The organism is Candidatus Pelagibacter sp. HIMB1611, from assembly GCF_052047715.1.
Lineage (GTDB): Bacteria > Pseudomonadota > Alphaproteobacteria > Pelagibacterales > Pelagibacteraceae > Pelagibacter.
The window spans coordinates 1,100,902-1,120,733 of sequence record NZ_JBNAJM010000001.1 but is presented as its reverse complement, the minus strand read 5'-3'; the positions used below and the strand labels follow the sequence as shown (position 1 = coordinate 1,120,733).

Annotated in this window: 20 protein-coding genes; 8 read left to right on the top strand and 12 right to left on the bottom strand. The window is 28.6% G+C overall.

Features of this window, described 5'->3' with window-relative positions; all coding sequences use genetic code 11:
• Positions 1-21: 21 nt before the first annotated feature.
• From rpmA to metX, 5 genes are all read right to left on the bottom strand, one after another.
• Positions 22-276: a 50S ribosomal protein L27 gene (gene rpmA / locus ACTTAS_RS06045; protein WP_075506491.1), complete on the bottom strand. Its 255-nt coding sequence runs from the start codon at positions 274-276 to the stop codon at positions 22-24.
• 14 nt (positions 277-290) lie between these two features.
• Entirely contained in the window at positions 291-689 is a 399-nt protein-coding gene (rplU, locus tag ACTTAS_RS06040; protein WP_440633072.1) for a 50S ribosomal protein L21, read from the bottom strand.
• A gap of 66 nt (positions 690-755) precedes the next feature.
• Entirely contained in the window at positions 756-1,475 is a 720-nt protein-coding gene (gene gloB / locus ACTTAS_RS06035; RefSeq protein WP_440678707.1) for a hydroxyacylglutathione hydrolase, read from the bottom strand.
• The gene (gene metW, locus ACTTAS_RS06030; protein WP_262589873.1) at positions 1,476-2,072 is read right to left on the bottom strand and encodes a methionine biosynthesis protein MetW; all 597 of its coding nucleotides are present in this window, start codon (positions 2,070-2,072) and stop codon (positions 1,476-1,478) included.
• Entirely contained in the window at positions 2,062-3,192 is a 1,131-nt protein-coding gene (gene metX / locus ACTTAS_RS06025; RefSeq protein WP_440678706.1) for a homoserine O-acetyltransferase MetX, read from the bottom strand. Before metX ends, metW begins: the two co-directional genes overlap by 11 nt.
• A gap of 191 nt (positions 3,193-3,383) precedes the next feature.
• On the opposite strand from metX, the gene hisC reads away from it, so the two are divergent.
• Complete coding sequence (hisC, locus tag ACTTAS_RS06020; protein WP_440678705.1) at positions 3,384-4,466, top strand: histidinol-phosphate transaminase; 1,083 nt, start codon at positions 3,384-3,386, stop codon at positions 4,464-4,466.
• Positions 4,467-5,363 carry a prephenate dehydrogenase gene (locus ACTTAS_RS06015; protein ID WP_440654949.1) on the top strand — a complete coding sequence of 299 codons (897 nt, stop codon included), beginning with the start codon at positions 4,467-4,469 and terminating at the stop codon, positions 5,361-5,363.
• Here ACTTAS_RS06015 and ACTTAS_RS06010 read toward each other — a convergent pair.
• Genes ACTTAS_RS06010 through ACTTAS_RS06000 form a run of 3 tightly spaced genes read right to left on the bottom strand, consistent with a single transcriptional unit; the run spans position 5,360 to position 8,911 of the window.
• Positions 5,360-6,103, bottom strand: a complete 744-nt coding sequence (locus ACTTAS_RS06010) for a C40 family peptidase (RefSeq protein ID WP_440678704.1) — start codon at positions 6,101-6,103, stop codon at positions 5,360-5,362. The genes ACTTAS_RS06015 and ACTTAS_RS06010 overlap by 4 nt on opposite strands.
• A complete protein-coding gene (locus ACTTAS_RS06005; RefSeq protein ID WP_440678703.1) occupies positions 6,093-7,469 on the bottom strand; it encodes an AmpG family muropeptide MFS transporter in 1,377 nt (458 codons plus the stop codon). Before ACTTAS_RS06005 ends, ACTTAS_RS06010 begins: the two co-directional genes overlap by 11 nt.
• Before the next feature lie 2 nt (positions 7,470-7,471).
• The gene (locus ACTTAS_RS06000; RefSeq protein ID WP_440678702.1) at positions 7,472-8,911 is read right to left on the bottom strand and encodes a TrkH family potassium uptake protein; all 1,440 of its coding nucleotides are present in this window, start codon (positions 8,909-8,911) and stop codon (positions 7,472-7,474) included.
• Positions 8,912-8,998: 87 nt separating this feature from the next.
• On the opposite strand from ACTTAS_RS06000, the gene ACTTAS_RS05995 reads away from it, so the two are divergent.
• Genes ACTTAS_RS05995 through ACTTAS_RS05980 form a run of 4 tightly spaced genes read left to right on the top strand, consistent with a single transcriptional unit; the run spans position 8,999 to position 12,531 of the window.
• Positions 8,999-10,561 carry a lysine--tRNA ligase gene (locus ACTTAS_RS05995; RefSeq protein ID WP_440678701.1) on the top strand — a complete coding sequence of 521 codons (1,563 nt, stop codon included), beginning with the start codon at positions 8,999-9,001 and terminating at the stop codon, positions 10,559-10,561.
• Positions 10,561-11,613 (top strand): quinone-dependent dihydroorotate dehydrogenase, encoded by a 1,053-nt coding sequence (locus ACTTAS_RS05990; protein WP_440678700.1) that lies wholly within the window; start codon positions 10,561-10,563, stop codon positions 11,611-11,613. Before ACTTAS_RS05995 ends, ACTTAS_RS05990 begins: the two co-directional genes overlap by 1 nt.
• Before the next feature lie 52 nt (positions 11,614-11,665).
• A complete protein-coding gene (rpmB, locus tag ACTTAS_RS05985) occupies positions 11,666-11,977 on the top strand; it encodes a 50S ribosomal protein L28 (RefSeq protein ID WP_440678699.1) in 312 nt (103 codons plus the stop codon).
• On the top strand, positions 11,977-12,531 hold the full coding sequence (locus tag ACTTAS_RS05980) for a queuosine precursor transporter (protein WP_262589863.1): 555 nt from the start codon (positions 11,977-11,979) through the stop codon (positions 12,529-12,531). The genes rpmB and ACTTAS_RS05980 overlap by 1 nt, the downstream gene beginning before the upstream one ends.
• On the opposite strand, the gene speB is transcribed toward ACTTAS_RS05980, so the two are convergent.
• Genes speB through ACTTAS_RS05965 form a run of 3 tightly spaced genes read right to left on the bottom strand, consistent with a single transcriptional unit; the run spans position 12,528 to position 15,633 of the window.
• Positions 12,528-13,403: an agmatinase gene (gene speB / locus ACTTAS_RS05975; protein ID WP_440650893.1), complete on the bottom strand. Its 876-nt coding sequence runs from the start codon at positions 13,401-13,403 to the stop codon at positions 12,528-12,530. The genes ACTTAS_RS05980 and speB overlap by 4 nt on opposite strands.
• A gap of 2 nt (positions 13,404-13,405) precedes the next feature.
• On the bottom strand, positions 13,406-14,449 hold the full coding sequence (locus ACTTAS_RS05970; protein WP_440678698.1) for a 1,9-bis(guanidino)-5-aza-nonane synthase: 1,044 nt from the start codon (positions 14,447-14,449) through the stop codon (positions 13,406-13,408).
• Positions 14,449-15,633, bottom strand: coding sequence for a type III PLP-dependent enzyme (locus ACTTAS_RS05965; protein WP_440678697.1), 1,185 nt, complete (start codon positions 15,631-15,633; stop codon positions 14,449-14,451). The genes ACTTAS_RS05970 and ACTTAS_RS05965 overlap by 1 nt, the downstream gene beginning before the upstream one ends.
• 164 nt (positions 15,634-15,797) lie before the next feature.
• Here ACTTAS_RS05965 and ACTTAS_RS05960 point away from each other — a divergent pair, with 164 nt between their 5' ends.
• A complete protein-coding gene (locus ACTTAS_RS05960; RefSeq protein WP_440613721.1) occupies positions 15,798-16,361 on the top strand; it encodes an ActR/PrrA/RegA family redox response regulator transcription factor in 564 nt (187 codons plus the stop codon).
• Here ACTTAS_RS05960 and ACTTAS_RS05955 read toward each other — a convergent pair.
• Positions 16,354-16,905: a biotin transporter BioY gene (locus tag ACTTAS_RS05955; protein ID WP_440678696.1), complete on the bottom strand. Its 552-nt coding sequence runs from the start codon at positions 16,903-16,905 to the stop codon at positions 16,354-16,356. The two genes, ACTTAS_RS05960 and ACTTAS_RS05955, sit on opposite strands and share 8 nt — an antisense overlap.
• Before the next feature lie 111 nt (positions 16,906-17,016).
• On the opposite strand from ACTTAS_RS05955, the gene polA reads away from it, so the two are divergent.
• Positions 17,017-19,791: a DNA polymerase I gene (gene polA / locus ACTTAS_RS05950; RefSeq protein ID WP_440678695.1), complete on the top strand. Its 2,775-nt coding sequence runs from the start codon at positions 17,017-17,019 to the stop codon at positions 19,789-19,791.
• Positions 19,792-19,832 lie beyond the last annotated feature (41 nt).

Sequence of the window (19,832 nt, the reverse complement as noted above, 5' to 3'; positions counted from 1 at the left end):
AACATTTTCTTGGTTGTACTATTAATTGGGTTTTACTGAAACGTAAGTTCTATCTAATTTAGATTTTTTGAATACAACTTTACCTTTGATAACAGAAAAAATTGAATGATCTTTTCCCATTCCAACATTTTCGCCAGGAAAAATTTTTGTTCCTCTTTGTCTAACAATTATATTTCCAGGTATTACAGTTTCTCCACCGTATTTTTTAACACCAAGTCTTCGACCAGCACTATCTCGTCCGTTTCTCGATGATCCACCTGCTTTTTTTGTTGCCATAATTTACCTAATAACTATTTACTTGCAGCTTCCTTAACTTCTTCTTTTTTGGGAGCTGGTTTAATTTTTTCAGCTTCAGATAATACTTTACCATCTTTTGAAAAAATTTTGTTAATTCTTATCAAAGAAAATTGTTGTCTGTGTCCATTTTTTCTTCTTGAATTTTGTCTTCTTCTTTTTTTGAAAATTAGAATTGTTCTATTTTTACTATTTTTAATTAAATCTGCCTCTACCTTAGCACCTTCAACATTAGGAGTTCCAACCTCAATATTTTTATCATCCCCATATGCTAGGATTTCATTAAATTCTATCTTAGTCTCAGGCTTTGAATCTGGTAATTTTTCAATTTTTAATATCTCACCAGATTTAACTTTGTACTGTTTACCACCTGTTTTTATTACTGCGTATGACATAGTATGAATATTAAATTTAAGTAACCGCAATATAGTTACCGGAAGCCTATAGTCAAGCTGAATTAGTTAGAAATTATCCTTTAAATCCCTTAATTTTGAAAAGGATTTTAGGTCATTAGCTCTTAAAAAAATATTACAATCAATTTCATCTTGTAAGGTTGATGGAATAGTAGGTAAATTATTATTTCTTTGTTGTTTTATAAATTCTATTTTCTTTAACAAAGAAGAGTTTTCAGAATCATGTTTCAAGCAGAATTTTGAATTATTTAAAGTATATTCATGGCCACAATAGATTTTTGTTTCTTTAGGTAAAGATTTTAATTTACTTAAAGAGTTATACATTTGTTCATATGTACCCTCAAAAATTCTACCACATCCAAGTGAGAAGAGAGTATCTCCGGTGAATAGTAAGTTTTCTTCAAAAAAATAAAAACAAATATGTCCTGTTGTGTGTCCAGGGATATGAATAATTTTAGCTTTAAAATTTCCGCTATTCCAAATTTCATTATCTTTTAACAAGATATCAATCTCTGGTATCCTTTTTGCATCTCCATTAAATCCTAAAACAACAGATCCAAATTTTTTTTTTAATTCAGTATTACCCCCAACATGATCATAATGATGATGAGTATTTAAGATATATTTTAATTTAATATTTTTATCGTTTATGTAATTGATTATTGGTTTAGCTTCACTCGGATCAACAACACATGCTTCCTGTTTTTCATTATCAATAATTAAATAACTATAATTATCTTGTAGGCACGGTATAATTTCAACTTTCATTTATTTTTCTATTAAAAATATTCCAAGATCAGCAAATAAATTTTTAGTTCCTAAATTACTATTTGTTATATTTGAAGTGTTGTTACTATTTAAAGCTAAAGTTTTTATCATTTTAATTTCTTTAAATTTTATAAAATTTACAAAATCTTTAATTGTGCACATATGTAAATTAGGCGTACTGTGCCATTGTTCTGGTAAAGATTTTGTTATTGGCATTGTGCCCTTAAATAATAGATGCAATCTAACTTGCCAATTACCAAAATTTGGTATCGTTACAATTGCTTTTTTTCCAACTCTTAAAAGTTCATCTAAAACAATTTCAGGGCTTAAAAATGCTTGGAGTGTTTGACTCAATACTACATAGTCAAACGATTTATCAGGAAATTGTTTTAAGTCTTTCTCTGCGTTACCTTCTATTACAGTTAATCCTTTTGCAATACATTCTTGTACTTTTTCCTTAGAAATTTCTAGCCCTCTTACATTTATATTTTTATGTTCTTTTAAAAATTGCATCAAAGTTCCATCTGCACAACCTACATCTAAAACTTTTTTATTATCCTCAATTAAATCTGATATTACTTTAAATTCATTTTTCATTTTTTAATTCTAAATAAGATTTGTCTAAGAAATTCTTCAGAGCATTTAAAAAATCGGGTACATCTAATAAAAAAGAGTCGTGACCTTTATCAGATACAATTTCTACAAATCCAACATCTGCTCCAATAGAATTTAAAGCTATAACAATATCTTTATTTTCTTGGGTTGGATAAAGCCAATCAGAAGTAAAGGAAATAACAAAAAATTTAGCTTTTGTATTTTTAAATGCATCAGACAAATTTCCATTAAATTGTTTAACTAAATCAAAATAATCCATAGCCCTAGTTATGTAGAGGTAACTGTTTGCATCAAATCTATCTACAAACACAGATCCTTGGTATCTCAAATAACTCTCAATTTGAAAATCTGCATCAAAACCAAATTTCAAATCTTCTCTTTCTTGCAATTTTCTCCCAAACTTTTCCTGCAAACCTTTTTTTGAGAGATAAGTTATATGAGCTGCCATTCTTGCAACAGCAAGCCCTTTACCTGGGTTGGTGTTATTAGCTTCATAATTTCCATCTTTCCAATCGCTGTCAGCAGTGATTGCTTGTCTTCCTAGTTCATTAAAAGCAATATTTTGTGCTGAATGACTTGAGGTAGTAGCAATGGGTATAACAGTTTTAGCTTTATCAGGAAAGTTGGTGATAAATTGAAGAACTTGCATACCTCCCATGGAACCTCCGGTAATTGCAAATAGTTTATCAATTCCAAAGTGTTCAAGTAAATTATATTGTGCATTCACCATGTCATTAATTGTAATAACTGGAAAATCAGTTCCAAAAGTTTTCTGTGTTTCAGGATCTTTATGGCTTGGTCCATAAGATCCCATACATCCACCAATTACATTTGAACAAATAACAAAATATTTATTGGTATCTATTGCTTTGTCTGGACCTACAGCAAAACTCCACCAACCGTCTTTTTTAGTAACAGGATTTAAACCAGTTACAAATTGATCTCCAGTTAGTGCATGAAATACTAATATAGCATTGTCTTTATTCTCATTTAGAGACCCATAAGTTTCGAATGCAATTGGAAAATTGTTTATAGTTTTACCACAATCTAATTTAAGAGGTTTCTTTATAATTAATGTATTAATATTTTTTTCTGTATTCATTTTAAGGCCTTTAGATGAATTGTGAGAAAAAAAACTATTTTAGCGGTTTTTTTTAAGCGCTCGCAATTCAGTTAAATCAGCGCATAAATTTTGTACAAGAACTTGTAATTTATGTCAATTTTTTAAAATAAGATCATATTCTCTATAAATATTTGTTTTTTTATCTATAAAGAGCTCATAAAAATAAAAAAATGAGCACACCTAAATTTAAAAAATTTAACATAGAAGCTTATAAGCCTGGCAAATCTAAAATTAACAAAATTAATAAGGTCATTAAATTGTCAGCTAATGAGTCTGCTTTAGGGATGAGCCCGTTAGCAAAAAAAGTAATATCTCAAAAAAATTTAGTATTAGATAAATATCCAGATGGAAAATCTACTAATCTTAAAATGGCAATATCTAAAGCATACAAATGCAATTTCGATAAAATAATATGTGGAGCAGGTTCTGATGAGGTAATTCAAATGTTATGTCAATTATATCTACATCCAAAGGATGAAGTGATTGTTCCTCAATATAGTTTTTTAATGTACAGGATTTATGCAAAAATTGTTGGTTCAAAAGTTGTATTTGCAAAAGAAAATAATTTTAAAGTTTCAATTGAAGAAATATTGAAAAAAGTATCTAAGAAAACCAAAATAGTTTTTATTGCAAATCCAAACAATCCAACAGGAACATATTTAACTAAAAAAGAGACATTAGAACTTAGAAGAAAGTTGAATAGAAATATTTTATTAGTAATTGATGACGCGTACTCAGAATATATGAAAAATGATGATTACAGCTCTGGTTTAGAATTATTTAAAAATAAAGACAACGTATTTATATTACGAACATTTTCTAAAATGTTTGGCTTGGCCTCATTAAGAATTGGCTGGGGATATGGATCGAAACAAATAATTAGAGCGTTAAATGTAATTAAACCACCTTTTAATGTAAATGGTTTGGCTCAAGTTGCGGCCGCAGAGTCATTGAAGGATAAGCAATTCATTCAAAAGTCAATTAGACATAATTTAAATTATGCAAATAGACTAAAAAAATTTCTCGAAAAATATAATATTTTTTCAAACGCTGTATCAGCAAATTTTTTACTATTAAATTTTGATGACTGTAAATATTCAGCAAATTTTCTTTACCAAAAATTAAAAAATAAAGGAATTATATTAAGATCCACTGAAGATGGTTATCATATTAAAAACAAATTGAGATTAACTATTGGCTCATCTAGAGAAAATTTAATATTCATGAATGCAGTGAGAAAGATTTTTAATTAAATGAAAAATATTTTAATCATAGGTTGTGGTTTACTTGGATCTTCAGTTTTAAGATCTATACACAAAAATAAATTAGCAGATAAGGTATATATTTATGAAAAGTCAAAAAAGAATATATCAAGAATTAAAAATCTTAAATTACCTGGAAAAGTAGTTAGTTCATTAAAAGAAGCTGTAACAAAATCTAATTTTATTATTTTTTGTACACCTATGAGTGAATACAAAAATATTATTATGAAAATAAATAATTATATTTCTCCTAACACATTAATTACTGATGTTGGTTCTTCAAAAATTGAATCATCAAAAATAATAAAAAAATTTTTAAAAAAAGGAATTGCATGGACTTCCAGTCACCCAATTGCTGGTTCTGAAGTAAGCGGACCACAGCACGGAAAGAGCAACATGTTCGAGGGTAGATGGTGTATTTTAATTAAAGAAAAAAATACAATTAAAAAAAATTTAAATTTTCTGAAAAAATTTTGGGAGAAGATTGGATCAAAAGTAACAATCATGTCACCAGAAAAACATGACAAAATTTTTTCAATAACTAGTCATTTGCCTCACTTAATTGCATATAATTTAGTTAAGTCAGCTCAAGATTTTGAGAAAAAACAAAGCTATGATTTAATCAAATATAGTGCAGGAGGACTAAGAGATTTTTCAAGAATAGCAGCTTCTAATGAGATTATGTGGCGAGATATTTTTTTCAATAACAATAAAAATATTTCAAATGCTATTGATTTATTTATTAAAAATTTAAAATCATTTAAATCTGATATTAATTCAAAAAATAATAAATCTATTATTAACAAGCTTACTGAAACTAAAAAAGTCAGATCAAAAATAATCAAACTCAAACAAGATATTAATAAGCCAGATTTTGGAAGAAGCTAAATTTTAATTTTAGCTATTTTTTTTACTTTAAGTTTTGCTGTATTTTCAATTCTTCTAATTGTCTTAATTATAGGCATTATCAATACTTTCTTTTCAGGTCCATATGCATGTATTAATTGCTTGGAATTTAAACACATTGCGACATGCCCTTTCCAAAAAATGATATCTCCCTTTTGATAATTTCTTTTTATGTTTCCTTTTAAATATTTAATTTGATCTTTGGTATCTCGAGGAAAAAACTTATTATTATAATAGTAAAATATTTGTAATAGGGCTGAGCAATCTATTCCCCCGTAACTTTTTCCACCCCAGATGTATTTTATGTTCAAAAATTGTTTAAAGATTTTAATAAAGTTGTTTTCTTTATAATTTATTTTTTTTATATCTTTTTTTTTAATCCATTTATTTTTATCAATTCTGGCAAAATTTTTATTAGTTTCTTTAACTGACAACTTTGATCCAAAAGACAGAAAAGTATTAGTTTTTAAATTTGGTTTTTTATAGATATTTGCTTTTAAGCTACTTACTTTATAATTAGCTTCAAATTCTTTTGAATAATCTTTATTTTGAATATACCCAGTATAATTGTCAAAATTACATTTTATTTTTATCCAATTTTTATTTTTAGATAAAATTTTAAATTTCTCTCCATACAATATTTGTGAGGTTACCTCTGAAAATTTAGAAGGTTTTTTAAAAATATTAGAAAAACTACTTTTGAAATAGAATTTATTTTGCACTAATTTTAATTTTATTTTTTATCATCCATAGACATATTAGTGAAGGAATTACCATAATAGTTGTTAAGACAAAAAATGTTCCCCAATCTCCGTTTAACCAATCTACCAAAGCTCCTGATGATGATGCTAAAGTTGTCCTCCCAGCAGTCCCTATAGATGCAAGTAAAGCGTATTGTGTTGCTGTATATGTTCGATCAACCAGTAAAGATATAAATGCTACAAATGCAACAGTTGCAAAAGCTGCAGTAATATCGTCAGCAATAACTGCTATTGCAAATAATAGTTCAGATTTACCAGTCCATGCTAAGACAGCAAATAACAGATTTGTAACCGCCATTAAACCTCCTGCAAAGAACATAGTTTTTATAGTTCCAGCTCTCATGGCCATTACGCCACCAATTAAAGTAAATACGACAGTTGTGATCCAACCCAATCCTTTTGAATAGATTGCTATTTGTCCTTTTGAAAAGCCTATTTCTTTATAAAATACAATCGACATTCTACCCATGAATGCTTCCCCAATTTTAAACAAAAAGACAAACCCTAAAATTCCTGCAGCTATGGCAAAACCATTTTTTTTAAAGAAGCTAATAATGGGTCCACCAATTGTTCCAGTTATATAGGCAACAAAAGTTGTAATAATATTGTTAGATCCTAGTTTACCTTTAATTAGCTTATCAGTTTCCTTTTGCTTTGATTGTCTGTCAGTTTCTACTGGTTCATGAACAAACATCAGAGCAATATTCATTAAAATAATTAGAACACCTAATATTAAAAAAGTTGATTGCCAGTAATCTTGGATACCAATATTTTCAAAGAACTCTGCAGTAAATAAAGCAACCACACCACCTAATTTGTAACCTGTCCACCAACCAACTACAGCCATTGCAGCACCTGCTGCCATTGATTTTCCCTCATTTTCATTAATTTGTTCAATTCTTAATGCATCTACCGTTATGTCTTGAGTTGCTGATGCTATAGCGATGATTAATCCAACTGTAATTATCAACGCTAAATTTTCTGTAGGATTTATAATACTCCAAACTAGTAAACTTAATAGAATTACTAATTGCATTAAAACAATCCAACCTCTTCGGTGACCTAATTTTTTAGTTAGGAAGGGAATTTGAATTCTGTCTACAATTGGTGCCCAAAGATAATTAAAAGCATAGACTCCAAAAATAAGTCCTGCCCATCCAATAGTAGATCTACTTAATCCTTCTTCTTTTAACCAAAGACTTAAACTACTAGCAATCAAGACCCATGGAAATCCACTGATTGCACCAAGTAATAAAATTCTTAGCATCCGGATATCTTTGTAAACTGAAATGGATTCTAACCAGGATGTTTTTTTTATTTCAGACATAATTAATTTTTCCAAAATGATGGTAAAAATAATACTAATATTGCAAATAGCTCAAGTCTACCTAAAATCATACCAACTGTTAAAATCCATTTAGAAAGGTCTGGTAATGAAGAAAAATCTCCATTGGGGCCAATTATTGGACCAAGACCAGGTCCGACATTTGAAATAGATGTAGCGGCACCCGAGATAGCTGTAATAAAATCTAAACCAGTTAATGATAACAATGCAGTAAGAACAAAAAATATTACGATATAAAAATAAATAAATGAAATAATTGAAGCTATAAACTTTTCATCAACTGCACTTTGATCATACTTAATTACAAATACCCCTTTAGGATAAATTATTTTTTTTAATTGGTTTAGAATAAATAGATAAAGAATTTGAATTCTAAATATTTTTACACCACAAGCTGTAGAACCCGCGCATCCACCTATAAACATCAAAGCAAGAAACAGGGTTATAGGAAAACTGCCCCATTTATCAAATTCTGCGTTTACATAACCAGTACCACTCAGGATTGATATAGTATTAAAAAATATTGATCTTAAACTAAAGTTTTCTTGGTTAGAAAATAATAAGTAAATAGATAAAATTATAACAGCGAATATTATAATTTTTAAAAAGGTTTTGATTTGAATATCATTTAAAAAAATTTTTTTGTTTCCACTTATAAATTTAATGTAAGCAATAAAAGGAATACTTCCCAATATAATAAAAAACATTGATGAAATCTCAATTGGTAAACTATTAAAGTATCCAATTGACTCGTTGTAGTTAGAAAAGCCTCCTGTAGCAATTGTAGTCATTGAGTGGGTTAAGCTGTCAAATTTACCCATACCAAATATCCAATAAGTGATTGCACAAAGGCCTGTTAATCCTGAGTAAATATAAATTAATCTAAGTGCTATTTCTTTTGACTTAGGGAGTATTTTTTCTGAAGAGTCATTACTTGAAATTTTAAATAATTGCATACCTCCAACATTCATTATAGGCATCAAAGTGATCGCCATTACAATTATTCCAATTCCACCTAGCCATTGTAAAATAGCTCTCCATAAAAGAAGACCCTTTGGTGCGTTCTCTAAATCTGAGATTATTGTAGATCCAGTTGTAGTAATTCCTGACATACTTTCAAAAAAAGAGTCTGTAATTGAAAGTTCAATACTTGAGAATACAAACGGTAAAGATCCAAATACTGCAATACTAATCCAAGATAGGGCAGTTAATAAGAAAGCTTGTTGTAGATTAAGTTTTTTATCGTGATCTAAATTTGATAAAAAAAATAAAGTTCCAAAGATTATGGTTACAATAGATGAGCCAAAGAAAGACGAGTCTATCTCTGAGTAAAAGAATTGTACTATAATTGGGATGAACATTGATACACCCAATATTATTTGCAGAATTCCAAGCGTAAAAAAAACAGTTTTGTAATTAGACATTTTGAAAGAACAATATTTTATGGTAAATAAATTTCAACTCTATAAGAATTAATATAATCACTAGTTTAAGGTTAAAAAGAGCAATTCATGATTAAAAAAGATGTCCTAGAAAAGACAAGTGCTTGGCCTTTTGTTGAAGCTAAAAAAATGCTTCGTGAAAGAAAAGCTTTTATTGAAGAAAAAGGTAAGATTACTCTCCAAACTGGATATGGTCCAAGTGGATTACCTCATATAGGAACTTTCGGAGAAGTTGCACGAACTTCAATGATGGTTAATGCACTTAATCAACTCACAGATTTACCAACAGAAATTATTACATTTTCAGATGACATGGATGGCTTAAGAAAAGTTCCAGATAATGTTCCTAACCAAGAATTGTTGCAACAAAACCTTCACAAACCTTTAACGCAAGTACCTGATCCTTTCCAAAAATTTAATAGTTTTGGAGAACATAATAATGAAATGCTAAAGGATTTTTTAAACGGTTTTAATTTTAAATATAATTTTAAAAGTTCCACATCTTTGTACAAGGCAGGTTTTTTTAATCCTACTTTGAAAATCATTTTAGAAAATTATGAAGGAATAATGAATATTATTTTACCAACACTTGGGAAAGAAAGACAAAAAACATACAGTCCTTTTTTACCAGTATGTCCTGACACAGGTCATGTTTTGGAGATACCTGTTATAGAAATTGATCAGTCTAATTCTAAAATAATATTCGATAATAAAGGTAAAAAATTAGAGAGCAGTATTTTAGACGGGAATTGTAAATTACAATGGAAAGTAGATTGGGCAATGAGATGGTTTGCTTTAGATGTTGATTTTGAAATGTATGGTAAGGATTTGATTGAAAGTGCAATTTTATCTACAAAAATCATTAATTTATTGGGTAAAAAGAATCCATCAGGATTTGCATATGAACTTTTTCTAGATGAAAAGGGTGAGAAAATTTCAAAATCTAAAGGTAATGGCATAACTATTGATCAATGGTTGAAGTATGCTTCACCAGAAAGTTTATCTCTATATATGTATCAAAATCCAAAAAGAGCTAAAAAACTTTATAAAGAAATAGTTCCAAAAGCAGTAGATGAATATTTAGATAATATTGAAAAATCTAAAAAGCAGACTGAGCAGCAATTAGTAATGAATCCAGTATGGCATGTCCACAATGGGAGTATTCCAAAAGAAGACATGATTATGAGTTTTTCAATGTTATTGAACTTAGTAGAAACAAGTAATGCAGATAGTAAAGATTTGTTATGGAAATTTGTAAAAAAATACAAACCAAATATTCAAGAAACTAACTTTCCAATTTTTGATGGATTAGTAGGATACGCAATTAAATATTTTAATGATGTAATTAAGTCTCAAAAAAAATACAAAACACCTTCTGAAGATGAAAAAAAAGCTCTTGAGGCTTTAATTTCAACTTTAGAAAAATGCAATGATCAGATGCCACCAGAGGAAATCCAAACTTTGATTTATACTACTGGAAAAGAAAATGGTTATGCTGAAAATTTAAGAGATTGGTTTAAACTTATTTATGAGGTGGTTTTTGGTGATGAAAATGGACCAAGAATGGGATTTTTTATAAGTTTTTTTGGTGTTAATGAAACAAAAGACCTTATAATGAGTAAACTCAAATAATGTATTCAAATTTAAGATCTTTAATTTTTAAATTAGATCCAGAAAAAGCCCATACTCTAGCAATTCAATCTTTAAAATTTAATTTAGTATCAAATGTATTTGATGAAAATAAAAATGATCCAATTTTCAAAACACAAATATTTGGTAAAGATTTAAGCAATCCAATAGGAATAGCAGCTGGTTTTGACAAAAATGCAGAAGTTTACAATCCTTTGTTTAAATTGGGATTTGGTTTTGTTGAAGTTGGAACTGTTACTCCTTTAAAACAATATGGTAATGAAAAGCCAAGAGTATTTAGATTAGTTGAAGATCAAGCGTTAATTAATAGATTGGGTTTCAACAATCAAGGATCTGAAACTATTTTAAATAGAATAAAATCAAATAAAAAAATTGGAATACTTGGAGTAAATGTTGGACCAAATAAAGACTCTGATAATCGATTGAATGATTATTTAATTGGATTAGAAAAATTTTATGAAGTTGCTGATTATATTACAATAAATATTTCTTCTCCTAATACTGAAAATTTAAGAAATTTTCATGATGGAAATAAATTAAAAGAATTATTAAAATCAATTAAAGATAAGAAAAATGAATTGAAAACTGACATTCCAATCGTAGTTAAAATTTCTCCAGACATTGATTTAAACCAAATTGAGTTAATATCAGAAATCCTTTTAGAAAATGAAATATCTGCAATAATTATTTCAAATACATCAGAAAGTACTAGGGATGATTTAAAAAATATTCAACGTCATCAAAAAGGAGGCTTATCAGGAAAGCCGATTGAACAAAAATCAAATTTACTCATTAATCAATTCTTTAAATTGTTAAATGGTAGAATTAAAATAATTGGGGTAGGAGGTATAGACTCAGGAAAGTCTGCATACGATAAATTTTTGTCAGGGGCAGATTATATTCAGCTGTATACCGGAATGGTATTTCAAGGACCTAACATTGCTGCAAACATTAAAAAAGAGCTAAAAGAATTATTTCTTAGAGATGGGGTGAAAAATATTTCAGAAATCGTTGGAAATAAAACTTTTTCTTAATTTTAATAAACTTGACGCCCTTAATATCTCCCCTTATATAGGCACTGAAATTATGTCAAAAAAATGCGAATTAACTGGTAAAATTCCTATGAAAGGTCATAATGTTAGTCATGCTAACAATAAGACTAAAAGAAGATTTTTACCTAATTTAAAAAAAGTAAAATTTACAAGTGAGCTTGCTGGAAGAAGTTTAAAGCTAACAGTTAGTAATTCAGGAGTAAGATCAGTTGATAAAAAAGGAAGTTTTGACGAGTTCTTAAAAACTGTAAAAAATAAAAATATATCACCAAGATTAAAAAAACTTAAAAAAGTTATTTTATTAAAATCACCATACAAAAAAAAGCCAGTAACTAAATCTGCTTAATGAATAAATTTTTTATCAGCCTATCTTTAATGATGGGTGTGGTTGTTTTATCCTCAAACTATCTTGTTCAATTTCCAATAAATTATTATGGATTAAATGAAATTCTTACTTATGGAGCTTTTAGTTATCCAGTAGCTTTTTTGATAACTGATTTAGCAAATAGATCTTACGGAAAGATAATTGCGAGAAAAATAGTTTATTTTGGTTTTTTTATAGGAATTATTTTTACTCTATTTTTCTCAACAAACTTCGAAGATTTAATTTCTATAAGAATTGCAGTTGGATCTGGAATTGCTTTCCTTACAGCCCAATTGCTAGATATTCAAATATTTGATCGTTTAAGAAAAAAACAGTGGTTTGTTGCACCTCTAACTTCATCATTAATTGGTTCAACTATTGATACTTTTTTATTTTTCTCAATATCATTTTATGGAACAGGAGTTCCTTGGGTAACTTTGTCCTTAGGTGATTTAGGTGTTAAGTTATTGGTAGCACTAATAATGTTAATACCATTTAGAATGTTGTTAAAAATATTTAAGCCAATTAAAGTCTAATACAAAAATTTATAAGACAAAATTTTATAAGCTAATTTAGCAACAAGAAAATTATAGGAGTTAAATCCTTTAATTGGAGAAAGTTCATTAATGTCAGCTCCAACTATATTTGAATTTTTTGCAGCAATTCTAATTATCTCTAATGTTTCATCCCACAACAATCCACCTGGTTCAGGTGTTCCGGTAGCAGGCATAATACTTGAATCTAATCCGTCGACATCAAACGTTAAGTAAACAGTCTTATTTTTAATTAATTTTTTAAATTTATTTAAATTCCATTTTTTTTTATCTTTTGCCCAGAAGATATCTATTCTATTTGAATTTTTTTTCAAAAATGGAATTTCACTTTCTGATATATTTCTAATTCCAAAAGAGATCAAAGACACATTTTTATAATCTAAACATCTCCTTATTGCAGATGCATGTGAAAATTTTTCACCATTATAACTTTCACGTAAATCTGCATGTGCATCGAAATGTAAAAGACAAATATTTTTATATTTCTTTGTAAAAGGAACAATGCACCCTGGTGTAATTGAATGTTCACCACCAAAAGTCATTGGAAATAGTTTTTTATCTAAAATTTCCCCATTGATATTAGAAATTTTATTTAATGCTACTTTGATATTTTTATCAATTTTGAATGGTTTTAATGTCTTGATACCTATTTTTTTGTAAGGTTCACAATTTAGTTCCTCATCATAAAGTTCAACTTGGTGAGAAGCTTTGATAATTTCTTTTGGTCCATTTTTTGTTCCACCGCCATAACTAACTGTTTTTTCAAGTCCAAATGGAACAACTACTACTTTTTCTTTGAAGTTGAATGTATTATCAATTCCTAAGAAACCATGTTTGTTTGATAAATATTTCAATTTTATATAAATATTTTTGAGAAGTTTTTTCGTTCTCTATTTTTCCACTCACCTTTGTGGTAAGCATCACTAGCTATTAATGGCAATACACTTGTTGCTTCAGCAAATACCATTTGTTCTTTAGTGATATCCACTTTACCCCAAGAACTTGCTTCTTTTAAAGTAGAACTACTACATGCACCATCTCTACTATCAGCAACTGTAATTTGTACAGCATACTTATGCATATCTACATTTTTACCAAGAAGCTCAGCACAAATAACAGTGTCTTGAATAAAATTTTTAGGAACTCCTCCACCAATCATAAATAAACCAGAACCTTTTGATTTGATTTTAATTTCAGTTAGTTCTCTAAATTCTCTAACTGAGTCTATAGTCATATGTTTTTTTGGATTTTTTTCTTGATGCATTACAAGACCAAAACCTGCGCTTGAATCTGTGAAAGCTGGACAAAAAATTGGAACATTATTATCGTAAGCTGTTTCAATTAAAGAGTCTTTCTTTTTTGAATTTTTTTTTAAATATTTTCCCATTTCTAAAATAAATTCTCTCGAAGTATAACTTCTTGGTTCTAAAGTATCTGCTATTTCGCAAATAATTTTATCACACATTTGAAGCTCTTCTTCGTCGATATATGTGTCGTAAATTCTATCAATATAGTTGTCTCTTAATTCAGTATCATCTTGAAATTGAGATCCTTGATAATGTTTAAATCCAAGAGCTTCAAAAAAATCCATATCTACAATTGATGCCCCTGTTGCTACAATTGCATCAACCATATTATATTTAACAAGATCTTTATAAATATTCATACATCCTGCTGCAGATGTTGATCCTGCTAAAGTAAGAAAAATTGTACATTCCTTATCTTTAAGCATTTCGTTGTAAATGTTCGCTGCATTTGCAGTTTCTCTAGATACAAATGACATTTTCTCCATTGAAGAAATAATTGTTCTAGAGTCAAATGAAGTAATATCTATATGTTCAACAGGATTTTTTAAAAAATCTCTTTTACTATTATGTCCTAGATTTTTTTGGTCTGACATTAAGCAACCATATGAGCGCTGTTAACGTCTTTTTCATACATTGACATTATTGGTTTATCTTCAACTTCATAAATTTCATCTGAATAGTAACCATTGAATTGTGTTCTAAACGTTAATCCATATGCTCCAAGTTGACCAAGCTCTATGTAATCATTTTCCTTAATATTATTTGGTAATAAAAAAGGTCCTTTCATATAATCCATGCTATCACATGTAGGACCAAAGAAATCAAAAGCAGTCAATTTTTTTGAAATTATTTTATTGGAATTTTCTTTAATCATTTTTGATGGGTAAACTATGTTAGGTGTTCCTGCATCAAATAGAGTTCCATATGTTCCATCGTTTATATAAAGTTTTTGTTTTTTTCTTAAATTAACTTTAACTATTGTTGAGCCACTTTCTGCAACTAATGCTCTTCCTGGTTCACAAATTATCTCTGGCAGCTTCTCTAATTTTAAATTAGACAAACTTTTTTTAATTTCATTGAAGTATTCATCTAATGATTGCGGAATTAAATCTGGATAAATTGTTGGAAATCCTCCACCAACATTTATTGTATCAGGGATTATTTTTGTTTTTTTAATTATATTTCCAATCTCATTTATACCTTTAGCGTATGAAATTGGATGCATACACTGTGATCCAACATGGAAACTTAATCCAATTTTTCTTGCATATTGTTTTACTAATCTTAGTAATCCTATAGCTTCAGATGTTAGTGCTCCAAATTTTTTAGATAAATCAATTTCAGCATGCTCATTTGAAACAGCAACTCTTACAAATAATTCTAAATCTTTTGCGTTATTTGTGCTTTCAATAATTTTAATTAACTCTTCTTTAGTATCTAATGAGAAAGTTTTTACACCATAATTAAAATAGGCCTCTTTGATACTTTCTCTACTTTTTACAGTATGCATGTAAGAGCATTTTGCATTTTGAGTAAGTTTTCTTATAGCTTTAATTTCTTCAATTGAGGCAACATCAAATTGGTTTACACCTGTGTTTAAAATTGTTTGTATAACTTGGGGATGTGGGTTTGTCTTAACTGCATATAAAATTTTTCCAGGGAACTTATCTAAGAAAAATTTAACCGAAGACTCTATGGATTTCTTCCTAATACAATAAACAGGCTTTTCAGGTTTCAGTTGATTTATAACTTCTTCAACTGACTTAAATTTTTGCATTTCATATGCCTCCAAAAAAAATTTAATAAAAAAAAGTTTTTAATAAAACTTTAATAATTTGAGCCATATAATGTAAACACAGGCAATGTAAAGCAAATAATTCAAGGCTGATTTGCGCAATTTTCATATATTGTAATATCAGATTTTGACCCCATATAAAGCTCATGAAAAACGAAGCCAAATTACAAAATCTAAGCGATTTCGAAAATAAGTCGCTTTTAATAGTAGATGATGACAATCCTTTTAGAGAAAGATTGGCAAGAGCTATGGAAAAAAAAGGTTTTGAAGTTTTTCAAGCTGAGAGTGTACAAAAGGGAGTTGAATCCGTTAAAAGTAAAAAACCAGGTTTCGCAGTTGTGGACTTAAGACTTGGAGACGGTAATGGCCTTGAGGTCGTTAAGGAGATTCAATCTTCTAATAATGATAGTAGAATTATAATGCTCACGGGTTATGGAAATATTCCCACTGCAGTTGCAGCTATTAAAGAAGGAGCAATTGATTACTTAGCAAAACCAGCAGATGCAGAAGATGTAGAAAAAGCATTGTTGGCAGATCCAGCTAAAAAGGCTGCACCACCAGAAAATCCAATGTCAGCAGATAGAGTTAAATGGGAACACATTCATAGAGTATTTGAATTATGTAATAGGAATGTTTCTGAAACAGCTCGAAGATTGAAGATGCACAGAAGAACTCTTCAAAGAATTCTATCTAAAAGATCCCCTAGATAATATTTCTTATTTTAATTATTTGTTTAGCGGCTAAAGCTAAAATAATAATTTTAAATAATTCTGCTAATAAAAAAGGTTTTGCACCTAGTGAAAATATTGGTTTATCCCAACCAATCAAAGTACCTAACCATATTAAACCCAAGATATAAATAGTAGAGGTTGCAATAACTAATTTAGTTAAAATATTTATTAAACTATCTTTTGTATTAATTTTTGATGCTAAATAACAAGCAGTTAAAAAACCAATTAAATATCCCATCGTTGGACCAGTAAAATAGACTATACCAACTCCTTTTTCTGGGGAGTTTGAAAATACTGGTAATCCCGCAATACCCTCTAACAAATACAAAGCTACAGAAGCTAAACCAATTTTATAACCTAAGCTTACACCTAAGAATAACACAACAAATGTCTGCATTGTCATTGGAACTGGATAAAATGGAATCTTAATTTTTGCAGAAATAGTTAAAGCAATTGAACCTAGAATTACTGCTAATAAAGATTTTATGATTTTTGTTTGTGTTAAGTTTTTTGTAAGTTCCATATTAAAATAATACTCAAAATATAAAAAATAATCTAGCTATATTAGCCTTAAGATTTAATTTTATTTTTTTATATACAGAAATTGTTAGCAATGTAATATTTGTTAATCCTCATGAATAAAATACAAAAAACAGATCATTTTTATTTAATTGATGGCTCTGGTTATATTTTTAGAGCTTATTATGCTTTACCACCATTGACTAGAAAAAGTGATGGACTACCCACAGGTGCTGTAAGTGGATTTTGTAGCATGTTGTTTAAATTATTAGAGGATTCAAAATCTGATCAAAATTTACAAAAACCAACACATTTTGCTGTAATTTTTGATTCTGCCAGAAAGACTTTCAGAAATGAAATTTATAGTGATTATAAAGCTAATCGATCAGAAGCCCCTGATGATTTGGCGCCTCAGTTTGAATATATTAGAAAATCAGTTTTAGCGTTTAATTTACCTTCTGTAGATTTGCCAAACTATGAAGCTGACGATCTCATAGCCACATATGTTGATCAAATACTCAAAAAAGGGGCTAAAGTTACAATCGTTTCATCAGATAAAGACTTAATGCAACTTTACAAAAAAGGTGTTCGAATTTTTGACCCTATGAAAAATAAATTTATCACAGAGGACGATGTGATTAAAAAGTTTGGTGTTGATGCTTCAAAAGTTATAGATGTTCAATCTTTAGCAGGCGATAGTAGTGACAACGTACCTGGTGTTCCAGGAATAGGAGTTAAAACAGCTGCAGAATTAATTAATAAATATGGCACTCTAGAAAAATTATTAGACTCTGCCCATGAAATTAAACAGAACAAAAGAAGAGAAACTTTAATAGAGAATAAAGATAAAGCTTTAATTAGTAAAAAACTTGTAACTCTAGATAATAAGTCTCCAGTAAATAAAAACTTAACAGAATTTAAACTCAAAGAGGTTGATAAAGAAAAACTGTATAAATTTTTAAGAGAAATGGAATTTAATAGATTGTTAAGTTCTGCAATTTCAGCTTATGGGGAACCAAAGTTATCTGGATCTGAAAATAATTTAAAATCTACTGAAAAACAAAAACCAATAAGCAATAAAGATTATCATCTAATTACAGATATTAATGAAATTGATGAGTGGATAGAAGAAGCTGAGGAAGCAGGGGAAGTTGCTGTCGATACAGAGACAAGTTCGTTGGACCCCCATCAGGCTGATTTAGTTGGAATTTCACTTTGTTCAAAAATTGGAAAAGCTTGTTACATCCCAGTTGGTCATAAATCTCAGAATTGTTTAAATAAAGAGAATGTTGTCAATAAATTGAAAAATTTGTTAGAGGACCCAAGTGTTAAAAAAATTGGTCAAAATATTAAATTTGATTTTATAGTTTTCTACAAATTTGGCATTTCACTTTCGTCAATGGAAGATACTATGCTTATGTCTTATGTATTAGATGCTGGAAAGAACAGACACAACATGGACACTCTTTCAGATATCCATCTTGGACATAAGACAATTTCATTTAAAGAAATTGTTGGTACTGGCAAAAAAGAAATAAATTTTAGTGAAGTAGAATTAGAAACAGCAAAAAATTATGCAGCAGAAGATGCAGATGTTACTTTCAGGTTATATAAAAAATTTATTAAAAGTTTAAAATCTGAAAAATTATTTAATATCTATGAGATTTTTGAAAAACCACTAATTAAAATACTCGCATTCATGGAAATCGAAGGTGTTGAAGTAGATAGTAAATTTTTAAATTCTCTTTCTTCTAAATTTGATAAGAAAATTAAAAAAATTGAAAAAGAAGTTTTTAAAATTTCCAAGAAAGAATTTAATATTGCTTCACCAAAACAATTGGGAGAAATTATATACAATGATCTTAAAATTGCAGGGACAAAAAAAACAAAAAAAGGAAGTTTTGCAACAAGTGCAAGTGTTTTAGAAGATCTAGCCTTCAAAGGCCATGAATTTCCAAAATTAGTATTAGATTGGAGGCAAGTTTCAAAATTAAAAAATACGTACTCAGACGCTTTACCAGAGCATATTAATCCAAATACAAAAAGAGTTCATACATCGTTTTTATTAGCGGCAACAACAACAGGCAGACTAGCTTCAAGTGATCCAAATCTGCAAAATATTCCAATTAAATCTGAAGATGGAAAAGATATTAGAAAAGCGTTCAAGGCCAAAAAAGATTATTTATTGATATCTGCAGATTACAATCAAATTGAGATGAGAATTTTAGCAGATCTTGCAGATGTTAAGGAACTTAAAAAAGCTTTTAAAAATAACGAGGATATTCACTCTTTAACAGCTAGCCAAATATTTAATATTGATATTAAAAAGGTAAATCAAGATCACAGAAGGAAAGCCAAGGCAATAAACTTTGGAATAATTTATGGAATTTCTCAGTATGGTTTGGCCAAACAAATCAATGTTTCTAATTATGAAGCAGAAGAATTTCTTAATGCTTATTTTGCTAAATTTCCTGAAATTAAAGTTTATATGGATAGCACAATTAAGTTTTGTAGAAAAAGTGGTTATGTAAACAATATATTTGGAAGAAGATCTCATTTTAATGGAATAAATGATAAAAATTTTAATGTTAGAAATTTTCAAGAGAGAGCAGCAATTAATGCCCCAATTCAAGGGTCAGCATCTGAAGTTATGAGATTAGCAATGATTAGACTAGACAAAAAATTAAATGAAGAAAAAAATTTAAAATCCAAAATACTTCTTCAAATACATGATGAGCTTATTTTTGAAGTCCCAAAAAAAGAGGAAAAGGTAATGGTCAAGTTAATACAGAATGAGATGACGAGTGTTACTCAAAGTGATTATCATTCCTTTTCTACCCCTTTAACAGTTGATGTAAATGTTGGTGATAATTGGGGAATGCTTCATTAATTATATTCGATTGCCTAATTTAGAACAATTTAATATTTTTA